Consider the following 21,134-nt stretch of genomic DNA (forward strand, 5'->3'; position numbering starts at 1 on the left):
TATATTAATAGATTAGTGCATGTTCAATTAATATCTTAGCATCTCCCAAACAGAGCATTTCATGGTAAAAAACATATTTTTAGCATTTGGCCTAACACTACCCCTAATTGGCTGCGTCACCACGACCTCTCCAGTAGCGACCACCGAAAGCTACATCGTGGACAGTAAAACCTACCAAGCCACTGGCAAAAGCGAACGCATCAAAACCATCGTGCTGCACTATACGGTTTCAGACAATGACCGATCTATCAAAACACTGACCGCAGGCAAGGTCAGCGCACACTATTTGGTCTTGGATAATGACGATGATAAAATCTATAATCTAGTACCAGAAAACGAGCGCGCGTGGCATGCGGGTGATGGTGGCTTTGCAGGACGGACGATATTAAACGATACCTCTATCGGCATAGAAATCGTCAATGCAGGAATTGCGCCTGAGTATCAAAATGCGCTAAAAGACGGCAAGCTGGCATATCATCCTTATGACCATTATGTCACTTTTGACGAGTTGCAGATTAAAAAGGTCGCAGAGCTAGTACAAGATATCACCACCAGATATGGCATCTCACCAAAGAATATCATCGGTCATTCTGATATGGCACCCTCGCGAAAGATAGACCCCGGTGCCAAGTTCCCTTGGCAGCAGCTGTATAAGCAATATGGTATCGGCGCTTGGTATGATGATGCTGATAAATTTGCTTTTATGGATGCAGAAGCGTTTTCAGCGGCAACGATACCTGAGCTTAAGCAGCAATTTCGAGACTATGGCTACCAAATCAATAAGAATGATGAATGGGACAAACCCAGCCGCGATGTCATCTATGCCTTTCAGCTGCACTTTCGACCCCGTAACCCAACAGGAACGGTAGACTTAGAGACTTATGCTATTTTAAAGGCATTGAATAAGAAGTATGCTGATACCAACGATTTTTATTAACCCTTTTATGTCATCAATAATAAACGAGCTGTACAAGGAATTTTATGAGCACATTGTTTAGCGTAAATTTGAATAAATTGGCTTTAATCCGTAACTCTCGCGGTACTGACTACCCTAACCTGTTGACCTTTGTGAAAAAGCTGATTGACCTAGGTGTCAAAGGCTTTACCGTACACCCGAGACCCGATGAGCGTCATATCAGATACCAAGATGTCTATGATATCAGTGCATTCTTAAAGGACTATCCGGAGATTGAGTTCAATATCGAAGGCAATCCGAATGAGCAGTTCTTAAAGATTATCCGTGAGGTAAAGCCGCATCAATGTACGCTCGTGCCAGACAGTGACGATCAGCTGACCTCTGATCATGGCTTTGATATCATCACACATCATGAGTTTTTATCCACGTTAAGCAAAGAGCTGCAAGCATTCGGTACGCGCTGTGCGGTGTTCATCGACCCTGATATCGAACAAATCAAAGCGGTCATCGAGAGCGATGTACAGACAATCGAGATGTATACCGAAGAATGGGCGCGCGCTTATAAAGGCGACCAGTTCGATGAGGTCAAGCAACGTTTTAGCGACTGTATCACCCTAGCCAATCAAAACGGTATCCGAGTCAATGCGGGTCATGATTTGAATTTGGATAATTTGGCTGATCTGCTCGCGCTTAGTGATATCGCTGAAGTGTCGATTGGTCATGCCTTTACGATTGAATCATTGGAACAAGGCATGGATAATGTCGTGCGTCAGTATTTAGCAATTTGTGGCTAGTCCATACTAATAAGCAAATAGTCTATTCACTTTACACTCGATGCGGTGATGCTGGGATATATTTTATGCAGCCTCTGTCAGCGTAGACACAGCAAGCAAGTAAAATTTATACCAGTAGCACGGCAATATTGGCGTATCAATTTTATTTTAAAATGACTACAGTTTGGTTCTATCAGCAGTCCTAATATCTGCATTATCAATACAAACGCTAATAATATTAAAAAAGGAATCTTTATGTATCAAGACTTTCAGAAACACCTACAACAAGAAATCAGTGACATACGCGCGGCAGGACTGTATAAAAACGAGCGCGTGATCACCTCTCCGCAAGATGCGCTAATCAAGATCGCGGATGGTCGTGAAATGCTTAACTTCTGTGCCAATAATTATCTTGGATTGTCTGATCACCCTGAGATTAAAAAGGCGGCTATCGAAGCCATTGAAAACTCAGGTTATGGCATGTCATCGGTGCGGTTTATCTGTGGGACGCAGGATTTGCATAAGCAATTAGAAGCAGCGATTTCTAAGTTTTTTAATACCGAAGATACGATTCTTTATGCGGCCTGTTTCGATGCCAATGGTGGTGCTTTTGAGCCACTGCTGACCAGTGAAGATGCCATTATTTCTGATTCGTTAAATCATGCCTCAATCATCGACGGTGTACGCCTGTGTAAAGCGGCGCGCTATCGTTATGCCAATGCGGATATGCAAGATTTAGAGACGCAATTACAAGCGGCGCAAACACAGCGTTTTCGCTTAATTGTCACCGATGGTGTGTTTTCGATGGATGGTAATGTCGCGCCAATGGATGAGATTTATGCGTTGGCACAAAAATATGATGCCATGGTGATGATTGATGAGTCGCATTCAGCAGGCGTGGTCGGTCACACTGGTGGCGGCGTGACTGAATTGTTTAATCTGCGTGGTGATATTGAGCTGATCACTGGTACTTTAGGCAAAGCCTTTGGCGGTGCGATTGGCGGCTTTACCACGGGTAAAAAAGAAATTATTGAGATGTTGCGTCAACGCTCACGCCCGTATCTGTTTTCCAACTCCATTCCTCCCATGGTGGCTGCCGCTGGGGTAAAAGCGTTTGAGATGCTCTCGCAAGACAATACCCTACAAGACCAATTGCATGAAAATACCGCCTATTTTGTGAAGAAAATGCAAGATGCAGGCTTCGATATCAAGCCCACTGCATCGGCAATTTGTGCGGTTATGCTTTATGACGCCAACGTCTCCCAGCAAATGGCAAACGCACTGCTTGAAGAAGGCATTTATGTGATTGGCTTCTTCTATCCTGTCGTACCCAAAAATGAAGCTCGCATCCGTGTCCAACTCTCTGCTGCCCATACTCGCGAGCAGCTAGACAAGTGTATCACTGCCTTTATTAAAGTCGCCAAGCAAATGAAAGTGATTGATTAAGCGTCGTTCGGTATTTGTTCGGTATTCACTCGCTAGATTCAACCATTAAGTACAACACCGTTAAATAAGAGAAAAGTATGAAAGCACTGGTCAAAGCCCATGCCAAAAAAGGCATCTGGATGCAAGACATGCCAGAACCTACGGTTGGCATCAATGACGTTAAAATTAAAATTAAAAAAACTGCCATTTGTGGGACAGATTTGCACATTTATAAATGGGATGAGTGGTCAGAAAGAACCATCAAGACGCCGATGATCATCGGACATGAATACGTCGGTATCATTAGCGAAATGGGTGATGGCGTGAAGCACTTTGAAGTGGGTGATCGAGTCACTGGCGAAGGACATATCGCTTGTGGGCATTGCCGTAACTGCCGCCGTGGCAAGCTGCATGTGTGTGAAAACACCATCGGCGTGGGCGTCGACCGCGATGGCGCGTTTGCCGAATATTTGGTGATACCTGCCGATAATGTCATCAAGCTCGATGAGCGTATCAGCGATGAGATGGCAGCCATTATGGATCCCTTTGGCAATGCCACGCATACTGCCCTTTCATTTCCTGTCCTTGGTGAGGATGTACTGATTACGGGTGCGGGACTGATTGGTTCTATGGCAACGGCGATTTGCCGCTTCGCAGGGGCACGTAATATCGTGGTCAGTGATATCAGCGATTATCGCCTAGAGCTTGCCAAAAAAATGGGCGCGACGATGACCATCAACCCAGCCAAGGGTGAAACCATCGAAGGTGCCATTGCTGAATTAAAAATGCATGGCTTTGATATTGGACTTGAGATGTCAGGCTCGCCTCAGGCCTTTGATTCGATGATTAGTAATATGTATAACGGCTCTAAAATTGCGCTCTTGGGTATTTTGCCTAACACCACCACGGTGGATTGGAGCAAGATTATCTTCAAGGCGTTAACCCTAAAAGGTATTTATGGCCGTGAGATGTGGGAGACGTGGTATCAGATGGAGCAAATGCTGATTAGCGGTATTGATCTATCGCCAATCATTACCCATCGCATGCACATTGATGACTTCCAAGAAGGCTTTGATATCATGGAAAGTGGGCAATGCGGTAAGGTGATTTTAAGCTGGGATTGATTTTGGTGATTCAGCATTTGAGGAATCGTGGTTAGCTTTTACATTATCACGACTGATAGAACGGCACTGATTTCAGTGCCGTTTTTTTGGATATTAAAAAGTAATAAGAGAGAGCCAAGCAAGATCAGGAAAAAGAACAAGCGTCTGAGCCGCTTTCTGCTTATGATGCTTGTGTGCTAAAGGAAAGTGCTAAGATTCATGAATTGATTGCTGAGGCTAGGAGAGATAGTAAATAGCATGATTTGGATAATTAAGTAGATCAGAAAAAATTTAGTTTATTACAGTATTTTTATTTTTTACTACATCTAATGATGTTATAATTTATAAAAATTACATGGATGAAGCTAATATGTATCAGGTACCACAGTATGAAATATTCAGTGACCTAGACAGTCGCAACACAGATGGCGAGCTTATAAACAATAGCGAAGCTGTAGAAATCTTGAAGAATAAATTCGGTTTCACTCCTCAAGTTATTTTCGACGCTATTCAAAAAGCTGATCAAAATTTCAATATGAAAACTAAGGTGAACTGCGCAAGCGGTATAGCACGCTGGGGCGATATTGGGGAAAATATAGCCTTACAATTAATTTCCAATGAAATTGAATTTAACCGAGATCAAGGACAACCTACCTTAACTATCCTTAATAACAATATTCAAATTATTATTATGTCTAGTAATGATGCTCTGGGTAATATGAATTTACCGATCTCATCTAACTGTTCAAAAGGCATTGAAACAAAGCATAAAATTGATGTAAATAAATATAGAAATATGACTAATAAGAAGTTAGAAACTTGGGTTCTATATTATCCGTCAAGAAAGCATGATATCTATCAAGATGATGTCCCAAATCTTATCTATGAGCTTGCAAGACCCATGTCTTATATAGAGATGGAAGATGGAAAAATATTTCCAACTGACCATGATTGTAGATTAATGTTTTCTTCAGATTCGGAAGGTGAAGTTCAGTCATATATGAGTGAGTTTGCTGATGACTCAGTGAATGAGGACTCGTTTGAAATTGGGTATAAAAATGCGAGTAATGAAGAGTAATTTTGAATTCAACAAGCACCGTTTGAAAATAGCAAAGAATTTAAAGGGTAAAACTAACAAAGATTTAGCGAAGATTTTGTCATGTACTGAAGTTACAATCTCAAACTATTTGAACGAAAATAAACCTTCAGTACCTGATTTCGAAAAAGTAGTTAAATTAAGTGAGTCGTTAAACCTACCTTTTGACTTCTTTAACTCCACTTTCAAAGCACAAGTAGTAGATGAGCAAATTTTCTTTCGCTCATATAGTCGCATAAAAGCTCAGTACAGGAATTCTGCGATTGCTTACAGTGAGTTTGCAATTCAAACCTTAGAGTATTTTGATAAGACAATCTCTAACCTTCCCGTTTTCCAAGGGTTTGATATTGATACATTAGTTAATGAGCCTGAGAAAACTGCTTTGACACTCCGTGGTGAGTGGCAATTGGGCGTATTACCAATTAAAAATATTATTGCTTTACTCGAATCACATGGTATAGCAGTATTCCGTTTACCAATGGAAGTAAAAGAAGTTGATGCCTTTTCTTTTTATCACGATGGACGACCTATAGTTTTTTTGAATACTGCGAAATCAGCAGAGAGAATGCGTTTCGATGCTGCCCATGAGCTTGGGCACTTGGTACTTCATAGTGATGATAAAAATGTACTTGAAAATATGAAGGACAAGGAGCATGAAGCTGATAAGTTTGCATCTAGCTTTTTAATGCCAAAAGAAGCATTTATCGCTATGGCTCCCAATAATTTAAGTTTAGCGAATCTAATAAGCTATAAAAAATATTGGAAGGTATCACTTGCAGCAATTAATTATAACCTTCATGAACATAAGTTATTGACTGATTGGCCTTATCGTTCTAATTGCGTTGAATTTAGTAAGCGAGGCTATAATAAGTCAGAACCTGAACCTATCGAACGTGAAAAACCTATTCTATTGAATAAAATCATTAAGGTTCTTTTAGAAAAAGAAGGTAGGAGTTTTTATGAGAATATTGATTTTGGCTATCAAATTCTAGATGATATAACGTTCAATTTGATTGGTGAAAATACTAAGCCTAGATTGCGTCTACTATAAAATCACTTGGAAGATATTATGGAACTTGAATATGAAGACTATATAGTTGTTTTTGATGAAGTTAAAAATATGGCATATCAATATTTTAATTATCACTCTGACATTCAATCACATTATAAATTTCCGGTTAATATAGAATTTAGTATTGATGATTTAGAACATCAATCTATAGCTCTATCTAATAGAAAAAGCGAGGGTAATTATTTGGTTAAAATTTCAGCAGGTATGTTGAAAGAACTATGGTTTCTAGCTAATAAATTATCGAAAGATACAAATTTCTTATCCTTAGTGAAAACCTCAGAGAATAGTCAAAAAGCTATTAGGAACTACCTTTTTTATTTTTATGTAGATTTAATTATATGTCATGAATGGTCACATATATTTTGTGGACATCTAGATTTTATAGAAGATTGTTTTCTGAAAGGAGTCAAAATCTTATCCGATGATGAATTCGGAATAAATAAAATTTTGGAGTTAGAAGCAGATTCAAAAGCAGTTACATTAGTTTTAGCTAGACTTGCGGAAAATTATAATAATATTAGTAGTGATATCTATGGAACTAAAACCAGTCATAGTTTAGAAAGAACATGGGAAATATTTGTTTATTCTACTTTATCTTTATTTGATTACTGGGAGTCTAAATCTAATAAGATTAGTGAATCTCATCCTCCAATTCCCTATAGAGTATTTACAAGTATCATGTTTGTTTCTGGTGAAGTTTCAGACAATCAAGGTATCAGAAATCAATTACCTTTCATTGGTAGAAACGAAGATGAAATAAACGCATCTTTCATGAAAATTTTAATTAAATTTTATATAGAGTATAAAAATCAGGATATTGAAAATATTTCAACTGAACTAGTAAAAGCATTCAAACACTGTTCAAAAATAGGAAAAGGTATTGAAGAGCTTAATTTAAATGATTACAGGTTAATTAAAGCTAAATGGACTTAAGAGTATAATTAACACTTATTTGATATGAAACTATGACAGTTACTTGTGTAAAAAATTTAGGATTAATAACTAAAAAAAGGTGAGCCGAAGCTCACCTTTTTTATGTCTAAAACTATAGCTTAGAACAAATTATCTTATATCTTAACGCAACCAAGCACGAGCATTACGGAACATACGCATCCACGCACCGTCTTCATCCCACTCTTCTGGTTTCCAGCTGTGGTTATAGGCTTTTAGGTTACGCTCAGGATGCGGCATCATGATAGTGACGCGACCATCAGTGCTACACAGACCCGTGACACCGCCGACAGAACCGTTTGGATTGAGCGGATAGGTCTCAGTTGGATGACCTTGGCTATCGACGTAACGCATCGCAAGCTGACCGTGTTTTGCCATACCGTCGATTTCGTTATTATCTAGTGTGGCATAGCCTTCACCATGCGCCACAGCGATTGGCAAGATGCTGTCTTGCATACCTTTGAACAAGATAGACTTGGTACGCTCGATTTTCACATTGACCGTACGTGCTTCAAAACGAGCTGACTGGTTGGCGATGAAGCGTGGGAAGTTATCCGCACCTGGGATGAGGTCTTTTAACTGAGCCATCATCTGACAACCGTTACAGACACCTAGTGAAAAGGTATCAGGACGGGCAAAGAAGCGGACAAACTGCATGCGAAGCTCGTCATGGAACAAGATAGAGTTCGCCCAGCCAGAGCCAGCGCCCAGTACATCACCATAACTAAAGCCACCACAAGCGACCAGACCGTCGAAGTCACGTAGATTGATACGACCACTCAGTAGATCGCTCATGTGTACATCGACCGCTTCAAAGCCAGCTTGCGTAAAGCCTGCTGCCATTTCCGTCTGACCGTTGACGCCTTGCTCACGCAAGATAGCAACTCTTGGTTTATTCTCACGACTGTTGAGGTAAGGCTCTTCAACTTTTTGATTGAGATCAAAGTTTGGTGCAGCGATTAGACCTTTATGGCTCGCATCAGCAATCAAGTCATACTCTTGCTGTACGCACGCTGGATTGTCACGGCGACGCGCGATTTGATAGCTGACCTTAGTCCACGCTTGCTGCAATTCAGTACGGCTAAAGCTAAGAGTGTCATCACCCATAAGCGTTGGCGTTTGGATAAGTAAGCTGTCTTCTTCCGAGCTTTGACCAACGAGGCTTAGCATATCAGCAATGTTAAACTCTTCTGCCAATTGCATGAGAGCAGCGACGTTTTCTGGTAATACTTGGATGACTGCACCCAGCTCTTCACTGAACAGCTGACCGAGTAAGTTATCATCGGTCAATGACAGCTTGATGCCTTGACGGCTGGTGAACTGCATCTCAGCGATGGTCGCTAGTAGACCGCCATCACCGATATCGTGATAGGCACTGATGACACCTTGCGCGTTGCCCGCTTGGACAAAGTTAAAGAAGTCGACCAAGTCGCTTGGCTGCGCCAAATCTGGGCAATCGTTACCCAATTGGCTCAGCGTTTGCGCAAGGATTGAACCGCCTAGACGTAGCTTGCCTTTAGACAAGTCAATACGGTAGAACGCGCTGTCACCATTGATTAGCTCAGGCGTTAACGTTTTTGCGACGTCAACCACAGGGGCAAAGGCGGTAATCACCAAGCTCATTGGCGACACGACTGATTTATCCGTCTCACCTGCTTCACCGCTGTCAGTCCAGTTGGCACGCATCGATAGCGAGTCTTTACCAACTGGAATCGCGATACCCAATGCTGGGCATAGCTCTTCGCCGACTGTATATACAGCGTCAAACAATGCTGCATCTTCGGCATCATCACCGCAAGCCGCCATCCAGTTAGCTGACATCGTAATATCAGACAACTGAGCAATGCGCGCACCAGCGATGTTAGTAATCGCTTCACCAATGGCAAGGCGTGCTGAGGCTTGTGGGCTGATTAGGGCAACTGGTGTACGCTCACCGATACTCATGGCTTCGCCGCTCATCACCTGACCATCTAGCGCGATTAAGCCTGATGCCGTCACAGCACAATCCGATACTGGCACTTGATAGCGACCAACATACTGGTCACGCACGACCATACCCGTGATAGAACGGTCACCAATGCTAATCAAGAATGATTTGCTAGCCACGGTTGGGTGACGTAATACATCAGTAATAGACTCGGCTAAATTGACGTTGCCTAAATCTAATGCAGGTAAGCTCGTGTCATGACGCTCAAAGCTGCGCTTCATCTTTGGCGTGCCACCGAGCAATACTTGCATCGGCATATCAACAGGCTGCTCAGCGAGCAATGTATCGTCAACGACCAGCTGACGCACATCAGTGGCTGTTCCCAAGATAGCATACGGGCAACGCTCACGCGCGCAGATGGCATTGAATTGGGCTTCGCTTTCTGGACGAATCGCGAGGACATAACGCTCTTGCGCTTCGTTTGACCAGATGGCCATTGGTGACATTCCAGCTTCTAACGATGGAATTTTACGCAGGTTTAGTACCGCGCCCATCTCATGGTCATTGACCAGCTCTGGCATCGCGTTAGAGATACCGCCCGCGCCCACATCATGCAATGACACGATAGGGTTGCCGTCTTTGCCATTATTGCTCGCATCGACATCATTACCCGCTAGTGCCCAGCAGCGATCCATCACTTCTTGGCAACGACGCTCCATTTCAGCATTGTCACGCTGAACTGAGGCAAAATCCAAACCTTCATCAAGTGAACCACTATCAACAGAAGACGCTGCACCACCGCCTAGACCAATCTGCATCGCAGGGCCACCAAGGACGATTAATAAATCACCTTGTTGAATGGCATTTTTTTCAATGAGGTTGCGTTTAATATTGCCATAACCACCTGCCAGCATAATTGGCTTATGATAGCCGCGCATCTCGCTGCCGTCTTTTGCCGCTGAGGTATCAAGCTGAAAACTACGGAAATAACCGCATAGATTAGGACGACCAAACTCGTTTGAGAAGTTGGCTGAACCGAGTGGTGCTTCAGTCATAATCTCAAGACTGGTTGCCATACGATCTGGGGTGCCATAAGCCTGAGTACTCAATTGACCTGACTGTTCCCACTTCTCAGCAAGTTCTGGGATATGTAGATGTGATACGTGGAAGCCTGTCAGACCTGCTTTTGGCTTACCGCCACGACCTGTTGCGCCTTCATCACGGATCTCACCACCAGCACCTGTCGCTGCACCTGCATACGGGGCGATAGCCGTTGGATGGTTATGCGTTTCAACTTTCATCAGAATGTCGATTGCTTCTTGATGGAAGTCATAAGGATGGGCAGAGTTTGCGTCCATCGCGTCAGTCGGAATCGGGTAGAAACGCATACCTTCAGACCCTGCCATCACCGCAGCGTTGTCTTTATAGGCAGATAAGATACCTTGTGGATTCGACTGGTAAGTATTTTTAATCATTTGGAACAGTGACTTTGGCTGTACTTCGCCATCCACTGTCCACTCAGCATTGAAAATCTTATGACGGCAATGCTCTGAGTTTGCCTGTGCAAACATCATCAGCTCAACGTCAGTTGGATTGCGCTTTAGCTCATTGACATACGCATTCATTAAATAGTCAATGTCTTCACTTGATAATGCAAAACCAAACTGGGTATTGGCAGACTCTAATGCTGACTGACCTTGTCCGATGACATCGATATGATTCAATGATGCTGGCTGCTCATCATCAAACAATTTTTTCAAATCATTCAAATCATAGACCAAGCTCTGCGTCATACGGTCAAACAATAATTGCTCAGCGTCTACTGGTAGTTTTTTGCCTGCGTCACCATCAATTGTTAACGTATAAACAACGACACGCTCAACACGATTGATTTCAATTTCACAGTTATTAAAAATATCAGTCGCTTTACTTGCCCATGGCGAAATCGTGCCAAAACGTGGACCAACGATGACTTGTATTTGATTAGCTTGTGGGTCAGTCAGCACTGTCGCACTGTCAACAGCGAGTAGGTCTAACGCCTTTTTATGTTCATCACCTTCGAGCTTGCGTGATAGCACATACACTTGCTGGGTACTTATTTGACTGACATTGAGCTCGGTTTTTTGCTGGAACTGACTGATGAGTTGCTGCGTCTGAAAATCGGTAAGAAACGGTTGTCCGGCGATGGTCATCATAAAGGCATAATCCGTAAGATCAAGGCATCTCTGCCATGCTAAGTAAATGGTCTGCGTATTATAACAAGAAGCCCTGTAATAAGCAGGTCTAAACCAAGATAAATTGCTGATAGGTTGCGCTCTGCTGCTATCAGATATTTGCAGAATAGCGAGCTTACGCTGACCTCTAGTCGCTACCCTGTTAACTTTGAACTAGATAATCAGACAGCAAAAATACACAGCGTCACAATTTTTACCTAACCCTCATACTCCTTACAAACACTCACATCGCATTACTGGTCGCCTATATAAATGTATGGGTACAACTCGGTATTCTAGTTCCAGTTGTTGGGACGATGATCGTTTTCACTATGTCGAAAGCATCTAGCCAGAATAAAAATTACTAATATATAAACAACCAATTATTTAATCACTATTATTATTTAATCACTATAAAGAAAAGGATATTTCCTATGAGTAGACAAGACCATATCGATAAAGTACAAGCTTTGGTAAAAGAAGTGAAATTTGCCATGATGACGACTCGCACTCACGAAGGCCATTTACATGCCTGCCCAATGACAACGAGCGAGACAAGCATTGGCGCAAAAGAGATTTGGTTCATCGGTGATAAGAGCACTGAAACCGTCAGCGACATCCAGAAAGACCCACAAGTGAACTTGGCCTATGTCAGCCAAGATGCAAAAGACTATGTCTCAATCAACGGCAAAGCCGAGCTAGTTGAAGACCAAGAGAAACTCGATGAGCTATGGTCACCAATTTATAATGCGTTCTACGAGCAAGGTAAAGAAGATCCAAACGTACAGCTAATCAAAGTCGTACCACATGGTGCCGAATACTGGCTCAGCGGTAGTTCAGTCGTCAATATGTTTAAGATGACAACTGCTGCAGTAATGGACGGTAAAAAAGCGACTAACTTGGGTGAGAACAACTCAGTGACGCTATAAGAAATAGTTATCTAAAAGAAAATAGCAAAAACAAAAACGCCAGTGGCTAATGCGACTGGCGTTTTTTGTTGTCTAACATTTATGTTTTTGATACTAAGGTTATGAACTTAACCGCTTTGCTTTAGGTATGGCCAAGCGGCTTTTAAATAAATCATCATAGACCACAACGTCAGTATCACAGCAGCGACCATCAATACATAGCCAATCATTTCGAGCGATTCCCAGTTGAGCAGTAACACCGTGATAGCTACCATCTGAAAGGTCGTTTTTAGCTTGCCGACATAGGACACGGCGACACTGGTACTTTTACCCAATTCCGCCATCCACTCACGCAGCGCTGACACCGCGATTTCACGCGAGATAATCACAATCGCTGCTATCGCCATAATGATGTTGGGATGCCACTGAACCAATATAATCAACGCAGCGGCGACCATGAGCTTGTCCGCAACGGGATCTAAAAAACGCCCAAACGCCGACATAACATTGAGCTTCCGCGCAAAGTAGCCATCCAACCAGTCGGTAATCGCCGCGATAATAAACACGCCAGTCAGTAACAAGTGCCGCAATAAGCTGTCGCTGAATTCACTCATGCCAACTCGGGCAATCACGTTATCTGAAATGGCTGGCATCCCGATACCCATGGCTGGTGGCCAATAGGCAATCGCCACAAACAGCGGAATCATTAGGATACGCGCGATAGTAAGGTTATTGGGCAAGTTAAAAATACTTTTGGTATTTTGCGTACTTGACGGCTCCTGCGTATGCACTTGCGTATTCTCAGTCATGGCAAACCCAGTTTAATAGAGACATAATAATGGCGGATAGCTTAGCATTTTTCCAGCACGTCGTCATGCCATCTCTTGATGTATTGTTTTACTGCTCGTACTCAAAGACAGCCATTACTTTTATCTCAATACATCAATCTTGACTATCCACTGCTGAAATAGTGATAGCGCTATCTATTTTATAACACAATCACACGTCGTAAACACATGCAATTTGCTAAACCAAATCCCTCATTCAGCAATAATTGCTCAACGCATAGCAAGGGATGAGAATATCGAGAAACGTAATGTCATGTAACTAAAATAACCAAATGAGAATTATTTGCGCTATGATAGCGAAGGTAATAAAACAGTTGTACACTTAAATTTGTAAGCAAATATATATACCCATTGAATTCTCCATTATTACCCTAACCTTAGTTAAACAATAGCAAAGAAAACCAATAATAATAAGTCATCATCACTGCCCTGTAGTCAATCTACACGATCAGTTTTCCTCAGCCCACAGCACCTCCTCTGTGGGCTCTTTTTTTGTCTGTAAATTCTTGATATAGCCAAAAAGGCTATGAATAACGTCGTTACGTTGGCTTTTCAACTTTTACTTTTTAACTTCAAAAGGTGCTGAGAATTGTAAAATGGAGAAGCAAGCAAGACGATTGAAAGCACGGCAAATAGTAGGCTAAATGAGCCTGACACCGTATTTAATTGATATAGAATTGATGATATCCTGCTTATTTATGGTGTGAATTGTTTGATTGCCTGAACCGTTTCTACTGCCACTTGATAGCAACTTTCTATATTGCCCTGTCCGCACCAGTCACCACTGACAATCCATTGATGTTGTGGATCGACCAAGATACCCAGTGCCTCGTTATTATCGACAATCGTTGCTGCATAACGCCAGCGATGGCAGTCTACTTGGCTTGGAGCACTATCTTTTTCCCAATGCAGCGCGTGCTGCGCGGCTTGCAATAACTGCTCTGTTATTGTGTCGATGTCGTCATCAACGTGTGTCTCTGACCAGTCGTTACGTGCATGGATCGTGACACTGGGCAGCAGATCATTATGAGCAGGCTTTTGATGCTCGATGAATATTCTGTCTAATGGTGAATTATTTACGTAAGCCACGTCCCATCTTGATAGTGTTTGACTGGTCAATGTTGCAGGTAATGATTGCACCTCATCCCAGCCTAACATCAAGGTATAACATGCCTGCATCTTTGGCTTGGCGATGTTGGCTGACTCCGTAAAGCCGCTCTCTGCCATCAGCTCTAGTGCTTGACTATTTGGCGTGGTACAAATTACCCAATCAAAGCAGCCTAGACTGTTGCCAGATTCATCGAAAAGCTCAGTCTTGTCATCAGTTTGGTTTTGGGGATATTGCGCAAGGGGTGCAACGCGAGTTTTGAATATGATGCTGGTATGTTGCAAATTATCGGCTAATGCGCGCCCCCAACTGGTCATTTTTGGCGTACTGATGTAGCGAGCTTGGGCAGTACCCCATTCATCTTTGTGCTGTATATCAGATGACTCAGTATTATCATTAGCGGGCGTTAACGCAACCACTTCGGCACACCACGGTTGTAACAAATCAGTCTCAAGCCAAGGTGCAATAAACTGCTGAAAGCTAGGCGTTTTTGCGGTAAAAAACTGCGCCCCAAATGCCCATTGCCAATTTTTACCAGTTTGACTATCGGTACGATAACGGGTGGCTAAGCGCCCTACACTGCGTGACTTTTCAAAAATGGTTATTTGCGGTATAGAGGATTGGTCTGTGCTTTTAATGGCTATGCTTTGAATAAAGGCACGCTCTAGTAATGTGGCGGTCAACAATCCTGTCAAACCACCACCGATGATGGCTATTTTTGGGAAAGATTCATCAGTTGAGAGTAAAGTGTGATCAGTCATAATGACAGTAGACCTTATAAATTATTGGATAAAAAGAGACTTATATTCAAAATATCCCAAAACTAGTCGAAATACCCCAAGAACGCTACGATACTGATGATGTATCGATATTACTTTGCACTGACTATATAACAATGGCAGGGATATTTTGAATAATATGTCTATCAATCATATTTAACCTTTGAAAGGCTTCAATATCAATATTATCTCCGTAAAAAAGCCATGCTATTCTCGATAACATGGCTTTTACTCAGCTGTGATAGACGAACGAGAACAACTGGCTCTCGACAACCCTTTTAACAATATAGCCCTATTAACCAGCCTTCTCTGCGCGACCAGCTTTGACCACATCGACCAGCTGATTGATCACAGAGCTGTCTGCAAGCGTAGACAAATCACCCAATCCAACATACTGTCCCGCCGCAAGGTTACGCAATATACGGCGCATGATTTTCCCTGATCGCGTCTTTGGTAGCGCATCAACCATATAGATGGCATCTAAAGTGGCAATTGGGCCAATTTCAGTGCGCACATGACGTTTTAGCTCAGCTTTGAGTGCGTCTGTTTTTTCTTCACCGGATTTTAGGATAATAAAAGCGCAGATACCTGTACCGCGAATCTCATGCGGCATACCGACGATAGCGGCCTCAGCAGTAGCAGGATGAGCGACCACCGCGCTCTCAATCTCCGCAGTGCCCAAACGATGTCCGGCAACGTTGAGTACATCATCGACGCGGCCTGTGATCCAATAATGGCCATCTTCATCACGCTGGGCACCATCACCGGTGAAGTAAAAACCTGGGTAATCACTAAAGTAGGTCTTCAAAAAGCGTGCGTGGTCATTATAAATGGTACGCATTTGCCCCGGCCAGCTACTGTTAATCGCCAGATTTCCTTCTGCAGCGCCTTCTAGTACCGCACCATCACCATCGATAATCTCTGGTTTGATACCGTATAGTGGCGTCATCGCTGCACCTGGCTTGAGATCAACGGTGCCTGGAATAGGTGCCATCAAAATACCGCCAGTTTCGGTTTGCCACCACGTATCGACGATTGGACATTTGCCATCACCAACGACATTGTAGTACCAGTCCCATGCTTCTGGATTGATAGGCTCTCCAACCGAACCGAGTAAGCGTAGGCTTGAACGATCTGATTCTCGTACAAAAGCATCACCCTCTTTCATCATCGCGCGAATCGCTGTCGGTGCGGTGTATAAAATCGTAATGTCGTGCTTGTCGACGATATGACCGATGCGCGCCCACGTTGGATATTCTGGCACACCCTCGAACATGACTGTCGTTGTGCCATTGGCAAGCGGTGCATAAGTTGAGTATGTGTGACCAGTAATCCAGCCCACATCTGCCGTACACCAATACACATCGTCTTCTTTGATATCAAAAACATCACGAAAGGTAGAGAGTGCATAGGTGATATAGCCGCCGGTGGTATGCAGTACGCCTTTGGGCTTACCCGTTGAACCAGATGTGTATAATAAAAACAGCGGATCTTCGGCATTCATGACTTCAGGCTCACAGTGCTCTGATTCACCGTCTATTAGGTTGTGATACCAGACATCACGGTGACCGCTCATCGGTATGGCGCTACCCGTGCGATGGACGACGATGACTTTTTCTACACTGTCCGTGCCATCTATATCTAACGCTTGATCGACATTGGCTTTGAGCGGTGTATGTTTGCCACCACGTAGGCCTTCATCAGCAGTAATGACGACTTTTGAGCGGCTATCGATTAAGCGATTGCCCAAGCTCTCCGCAGAAAACCCACCAAAGACCACTGAATGCACCGCGCCAATACGCGCGCATGCCAGCATCGCTATCATGGCTTCTGGTATCATCGGCATATATAGCGTGACGCGATCGCCTTTTTCGACCCCAAGCTTACGCAGTGCATTGCCTAGACGACAGACTGATTCATATAGCTCTTTAAAAGAGATGATTTTATGCAATGAGGGATGATCACCCTCCCATATGATGGCAGGCTTATAAGGGCTTTTTTTCATATGTCGATCAAGGCAATTGACGGAGATATTCAGTTCACCATCTTCGAACCACTTAATACGGAAATCATCTAGATCATAATTGACGTTGCTGATTTTGGTGGGTTTTTTGATCCAATCGATTAGCTCAGCACGCTTCGCCCAAAAAGCATCACTTGTCTCAGTTGATTCGATAGAGTGTTCGTAGTCTTTGAGGTACTGCTCAGGCGTGGTATTGGCAGCAGCCATGAAGTCGGCGGCGATAGGAAATGATTTCTGGGTCATAGTGTTCATCCTTTTTAATTATTATGACCTATATAAATAATCGTCTATAACGACCATCTATACGGGCAATAAGAGTCATCTTCCATAATGTGTGACACTTAATGATAGTTTGACAAATAAGCGCAACGGTTGCAAGGCATCAACAGTCAATCATAACAATTTCGCTGTACATCTGTATACTTAGGTACAGATAGTCTAGTCTTTATAAAGCGACTAATTTGTCATCCTAGTTAATTTTTATTATCGGTAGCTAGTGGCTTATTTTGTATTAAGTACGGATTTTAAACTTATAAAACAGTTAAAATATAAAACACAACGTTTATAAACGATACAAGCCATACTTATGTATGGCTTGTTGCTATCAAAATTTCACTAAATGAATAATACGTACTTATTTGAGCTGTTTAACGGTTTTCCATGCGCCGCTTTGTACTTGCGATAAGTAAACATCGTTAAAGGCAACATGGCTCTCAGGAGTAATAGCGATAGTGGATCCTGTGATGCCATCTACAAAACTAACGGTTTCCATACCAGTATTAAAAGTATCGGCATTTAAATCTTTGCCTGCAGCTTTGAGTCCTTCAACCGTGATTCTGGCTGAAGTATAGCCAAGGATAGCACCTGCTGATACATCTTCCCCTGTGACTTTTTTATACTTTTCAATAAAGGCTTTGGTCTCAGGCTCATTCGCTCTCAAAGCTAAATCGTTATAGTAAGAAACCGCATATAGACCTTCACTTGCGCCGCCCGGTGCCTCAGCAACTGCGGGATGGAAACCCGTTGCAGGAGCGATGAATTTCACGTCAGTCCAGCCCATAGCGTTCGCTGTCCCTACCGCAGTAATAGCGCCACGTATCGTAAGAGATAGACCGATTAGCTCGCAATTGGCTTCTTTTAATTTGGCGATTGCACCAGCAAAGTCTGTTTCATCAGGACGATGTGAGCTGGCCTGAACTAGCGTGACATTAGGATTATTATCGCTGATATCCTTAGCCGCCTCATTGGTCTCTTCACCATAGTCTGAGGGGATATACATGACGCATAAGTTTTTAATATCATTTTCGGCAATTAGGTATTCCATACCCATTTTCATGGAGTCGTAATACGTACTACCCATCGTATAACGGCGATTGAAAGCCCCTTCTTCTTGCATTGGCTTTGCAAAAGTGATCGGCATAATATTAGGGACATTGGCGCGATCCATAATAGGGAAACTCGCTAAGTTATGCGGCGTACCAAGCGACATCAGCATACCAAATACTTTATCGCGACTAACGAGCTTATTAGCAGCCTGTACCGCCTTTGGTACTTGATAAGAATGGTCCTCGACGACGTAACGAATCATGCGACCGTTAACGCCGCCTGCCGCATTTACCTCATCGAAATACAAATTGGCACCCGCTACCGCAGGATTACCGAATCCTGCAAACGGGCCTGATAGATCATTGGCACCGCCCAATAGAATCTCCGTATCCGTAACACCTTGTACCGGCATATCACTCGTTGAAGCGGTTTCAGTATCTGTACCAGCTGCGGCGGGCGTTTCTGAATTGCTACACCCTACTAAACCTATCGTACCGACAGATAGTGCCAGTAGCGTCGTCTTGAATGTCCATTTCATTGCCTTTCTCCTTGCGACTTCAGTCGCTGTTAGTTTGATGCTTTTGAGATTAATACTTTTGAGGCTGATACTTTTGAGATTAATACTATCAAGGTTGAGATAACGTCAAAAAATCTGAACAGTGCTAATTGATGACAAGCCCCAGATCAGTACATAGAGTCGATAAGAGCGTGATGCTTTTTCTCAACCAAACTTCTTTTCAATTTCATGGTCGCGGTCAATTCGTCATCTTCAGGACTGAGCAGCACGTCAATGAGCCTAAAGTGCTTGATGGTTTCCACCTGAGCTAACGTCCCATTGGTAGACTGGATAACCTCATCTATTAAGGCGATGACTTCTGGCGCATGACACAGCGAGCGAAAATCTGAGAACATTACCTGATTGTCTTGCGCAAACTTTTCGACATTTTCCTGATCTATCATAATCAGGCAGGTCAGATATTTGCGTCTATCACCGATGATGACGGCATCTGAGATATAAGGCGAGAATTTAAGCTTGCTCTCAATCGCAGCTGGTGTGACGTTTTTGCCACCTGCGGTGATAATAATGTCCTTGATACGACCAGTAATGAATATATAGCCCTCTTTTATCTCGCCAACATCACCAGTATGTAACCAGCCATCACGTAAGTCCTCAGCGGTTTTTTCGGGCTTGTTCCAGTAACCTGCGAATACGTTTGCCCCTTTTACGAGTATTTCCCCGTTGTCGGCGATACGGACTTCAGAATCGGGTAATGCCTTACCTACGCTACCAGCCATCTGTGCTTCAGGCGTATTAACCGATATCACACCCGCACTTTCAGTCATGCCATAGCCTTCATAGATAGGCACGCCTATCGCATGAAACCAGCGGATAATATCTAGTGATATGGGCGCGGCCCCAGTGGTGGCACGGCGAATATTACTCATGCCTATCAGGTCACGAATTTTATATAACACCAGCTTGTTCCAAAACTCGTAACGCAGTCGTTGACCTGTCGTGGGCGTATTGCCTGCCATCACGATATCAGCGTGGTCATGACCTGCTTTTATGGCCTGATCAAATGCCCAGCCATTAAGCGCACTGGCATCACTACGCATATTACTGATGGAAGCGTACATTTTTTCCCACAATCTAGGCACAGCGGTAAAGGTATCAGGCGAGACTTCCTTCATATTCTCAAATACCGTCTCTGTGCTCTCAGCAAAGTTGACGATGCAGCCTCTATGGATAGGTAGATCCACTGACGTCAGACGCTCAAGCACATGGCACAAGGGCAGAAAACACAGCTGCTCATCAGTGGGCAATATAGGAAGGATATCAATGCTTGTTTTCAGCTCAAAGAGGACATTGGCATGCGTTAAAATCGCGCCTTTTGGGTTGCCTGTCGTGCCAGAAGTATAGATTAAGGTGCGTATATCGTTCGCTGTACCTTGATCGATATAATCGCCAAAACGCTCTCTTACGTTTTCAATAGTTCGACCGATCGTATATAGATCATCTAAGAACATAACCTGATCATCCTCTAGGCTACGCAAACCTTTACGCTCAAAGACAATGACTTTTTTAACGTTAGGCGTCTGTTCACGAATCTCTAAAAACTTATGCAATTGCTCATCGTTTTCTACGATCAAAAACTTAGAATGGCTGTCACTTAATATATAAGCAAGCTGCTCGGGACTGTCGGTCGTATAGACACCGTTGGGTATCCCACCGACGGCGCAAATACCCATATCACAATAGAGCCATTCTTTATTGTCTTCGCTCAAGATAGAAACGGTATCGCCTTTACTCAGACCAAGCTCGACGAGTGCCATGCCGATATCACAGCCATGATGATAATAGTCTAGCCAACTGTAACTCTGCCAAATACCAAAGCTCTTTTCGCGATGAGCAATCTTGTCGCCTCGGCTCAAGCAAACCTGTCGCCAGAGTTTGCTTAACGTATCGCACCCTTCTAGGATTTGGGGCGGATGATCGAAAGGCGCATTGCGTATCTGTTGGCTAGTATCATCATTATTGTGGTTAGCATAGTCGTGAGAAGATACGGGCGTGGCAGATGTAGCCCTCGTGACCGTATCATCCGTAGCATCCGCAGGAGAAAGTGAAGTATTGTTTTCAGTATGAACATCAATGGAGGTCGTCATGA

The 21,134-nt window shown here is 43.3% G+C and carries 14 protein-coding genes; 8 read left to right on the top strand and 6 right to left on the bottom strand.

Going from position 1 to position 21,134, the window contains the following annotated elements; all coding sequences use genetic code 11:
- Positions 1–61: 61 nt before the first annotated feature.
- From J5X94_RS13355 to J5X94_RS13385, 7 genes are all read left to right on the top strand, one after another.
- Positions 62–937, top strand: coding sequence for an N-acetylmuramoyl-L-alanine amidase (locus tag J5X94_RS13355; RefSeq protein WP_210541569.1), 876 nt, complete (start codon positions 62–64; stop codon positions 935–937).
- 44 nt (positions 938–981) lie between these two features.
- A complete protein-coding gene (locus J5X94_RS13360; RefSeq protein ID WP_210541570.1) occupies positions 982–1,710 on the top strand; it encodes a pyridoxine 5'-phosphate synthase in 729 nt (242 codons plus the stop codon).
- 234 nt (positions 1,711–1,944) lie between these two features.
- Entirely contained in the window at positions 1,945–3,135 is a 1,191-nt protein-coding gene (kbl, locus tag J5X94_RS13365; protein ID WP_210541571.1) for a glycine C-acetyltransferase, read from the top strand.
- Between the two features lie 77 nt (positions 3,136–3,212).
- On the top strand, positions 3,213–4,238 hold the full coding sequence (gene tdh / locus J5X94_RS13370) for an L-threonine 3-dehydrogenase (protein ID WP_210541572.1): 1,026 nt from the start codon (positions 3,213–3,215) through the stop codon (positions 4,236–4,238).
- A 349-nt stretch (positions 4,239–4,587) separates the two neighbouring features.
- Positions 4,588–5,295, top strand: coding sequence for a hypothetical protein (locus J5X94_RS13375; protein ID WP_210541573.1), 708 nt, complete (start codon positions 4,588–4,590; stop codon positions 5,293–5,295).
- Complete coding sequence (locus tag J5X94_RS13380; protein WP_210541574.1) at positions 5,276–6,364, top strand: XRE family transcriptional regulator; 1,089 nt, start codon at positions 5,276–5,278, stop codon at positions 6,362–6,364. The genes J5X94_RS13375 and J5X94_RS13380 overlap by 20 nt, the downstream gene beginning before the upstream one ends.
- 18 nt (positions 6,365–6,382) lie before the next feature.
- The gene (locus tag J5X94_RS13385) at positions 6,383–7,318 is read left to right on the top strand and encodes a hypothetical protein (RefSeq protein ID WP_210541575.1); all 936 of its coding nucleotides are present in this window, start codon (positions 6,383–6,385) and stop codon (positions 7,316–7,318) included.
- Between the two features lie 141 nt (positions 7,319–7,459).
- Here J5X94_RS13385 and purL read toward each other — a convergent pair whose 3' ends face one another.
- The gene (gene purL, locus J5X94_RS13390; RefSeq protein WP_210541576.1) at positions 7,460–11,458 is read right to left on the bottom strand and encodes a phosphoribosylformylglycinamidine synthase; all 3,999 of its coding nucleotides are present in this window, start codon (positions 11,456–11,458) and stop codon (positions 7,460–7,462) included.
- Between the two features lie 452 nt (positions 11,459–11,910).
- On the opposite strand from purL, the gene J5X94_RS13395 reads away from it, so the two are divergent.
- Positions 11,911–12,405 (top strand): pyridoxamine 5'-phosphate oxidase family protein, encoded by a 495-nt coding sequence (locus J5X94_RS13395; protein WP_189583168.1) that lies wholly within the window; start codon positions 11,911–11,913, stop codon positions 12,403–12,405.
- Between the two features lie 107 nt (positions 12,406–12,512).
- Here the strand turns inward: J5X94_RS13395 and pgsA are convergent, their stop codons facing one another.
- The 5 genes from pgsA to J5X94_RS13420 all read right to left on the bottom strand — a co-directional run bounded on the left by pgsA (position 12,513) and on the right by J5X94_RS13420 (position 21,132).
- Positions 12,513–13,193 carry a CDP-diacylglycerol--glycerol-3-phosphate 3-phosphatidyltransferase gene (gene pgsA / locus J5X94_RS13400; protein WP_189583172.1) on the bottom strand — a complete coding sequence of 227 codons (681 nt, stop codon included), beginning with the start codon at positions 13,191–13,193 and terminating at the stop codon, positions 12,513–12,515.
- Between the two features lie 735 nt (positions 13,194–13,928).
- Positions 13,929–15,101, bottom strand: coding sequence for an NAD(P)/FAD-dependent oxidoreductase (locus J5X94_RS13405; RefSeq protein ID WP_210541577.1), 1,173 nt, complete (start codon positions 15,099–15,101; stop codon positions 13,929–13,931).
- Positions 15,102–15,414: 313 nt separating this feature from the next.
- Positions 15,415–17,385, bottom strand: coding sequence for an acetate--CoA ligase (acs, locus tag J5X94_RS13410; RefSeq protein ID WP_210541578.1), 1,971 nt, complete (start codon positions 17,383–17,385; stop codon positions 15,415–15,417).
- Between the two features lie 391 nt (positions 17,386–17,776).
- Positions 17,777–19,006: an ABC transporter substrate-binding protein gene (locus J5X94_RS13415; protein WP_210541579.1), complete on the bottom strand. Its 1,230-nt coding sequence runs from the start codon at positions 19,004–19,006 to the stop codon at positions 17,777–17,779.
- Between the two features lie 146 nt (positions 19,007–19,152).
- Positions 19,153–21,132, bottom strand: coding sequence for an AMP-dependent synthetase/ligase (locus tag J5X94_RS13420; protein WP_210541580.1), 1,980 nt, complete (start codon positions 21,130–21,132; stop codon positions 19,153–19,155).
- Positions 21,133–21,134: the final 2 nt, after the last annotated feature.

Source organism: Psychrobacter sp. K31L, from assembly GCF_017942195.1.
GTDB classification, from domain to species: domain Bacteria; phylum Pseudomonadota; class Gammaproteobacteria; order Pseudomonadales; family Moraxellaceae; genus Psychrobacter; species Psychrobacter glaciei.

Coding starts and splice junctions, on each gene's coding strand:
- J5X94_RS13380 (WP_210541574.1), top strand. CDS start 5,276: ATGCGAGTAATGAAGAGTAATTTTGAATTCAACAAGCACCGTTTGAAA.
- J5X94_RS13395 (WP_189583168.1), top strand. CDS start 11,911: ATGAGTAGACAAGACCATATCGATAAAGTACAAGCTTTGGTAAAAGAA.
- pgsA (WP_189583172.1), bottom strand. CDS start 13,193: ATGACTGAGAATACGCAAGTGCATACGCAGGAGCCGTCAAGTACGCAA.
- J5X94_RS13355 (WP_210541569.1), top strand. CDS start 62: ATGGTAAAAAACATATTTTTAGCATTTGGCCTAACACTACCCCTAATT.
- purL (WP_210541576.1), bottom strand. CDS start 11,458: ATGATGACCATCGCCGGACAACCGTTTCTTACCGATTTTCAGACGCAG.
- J5X94_RS13375 (WP_210541573.1), top strand. CDS start 4,588: ATGTATCAGGTACCACAGTATGAAATATTCAGTGACCTAGACAGTCGC.
- kbl (WP_210541571.1), top strand. CDS start 1,945: ATGTATCAAGACTTTCAGAAACACCTACAACAAGAAATCAGTGACATA.
- J5X94_RS13415 (WP_210541579.1), bottom strand. CDS start 19,006: ATGAAATGGACATTCAAGACGACGCTACTGGCACTATCTGTCGGTACG.
- acs (WP_210541578.1), bottom strand. CDS start 17,385: ATGACCCAGAAATCATTTCCTATCGCCGCCGACTTCATGGCTGCTGCC.
- J5X94_RS13385 (WP_210541575.1), top strand. CDS start 6,383: ATGGAACTTGAATATGAAGACTATATAGTTGTTTTTGATGAAGTTAAA.
- J5X94_RS13420 (WP_210541580.1), bottom strand. CDS start 21,132: ATGACGACCTCCATTGATGTTCATACTGAAAACAATACTTCACTTTCT.
- J5X94_RS13405 (WP_210541577.1), bottom strand. CDS start 15,101: ATGACTGATCACACTTTACTCTCAACTGATGAATCTTTCCCAAAAATA.
- J5X94_RS13360 (WP_210541570.1), top strand. CDS start 982: ATGAGCACATTGTTTAGCGTAAATTTGAATAAATTGGCTTTAATCCGT.
- tdh (WP_210541572.1), top strand. CDS start 3,213: ATGAAAGCACTGGTCAAAGCCCATGCCAAAAAAGGCATCTGGATGCAA.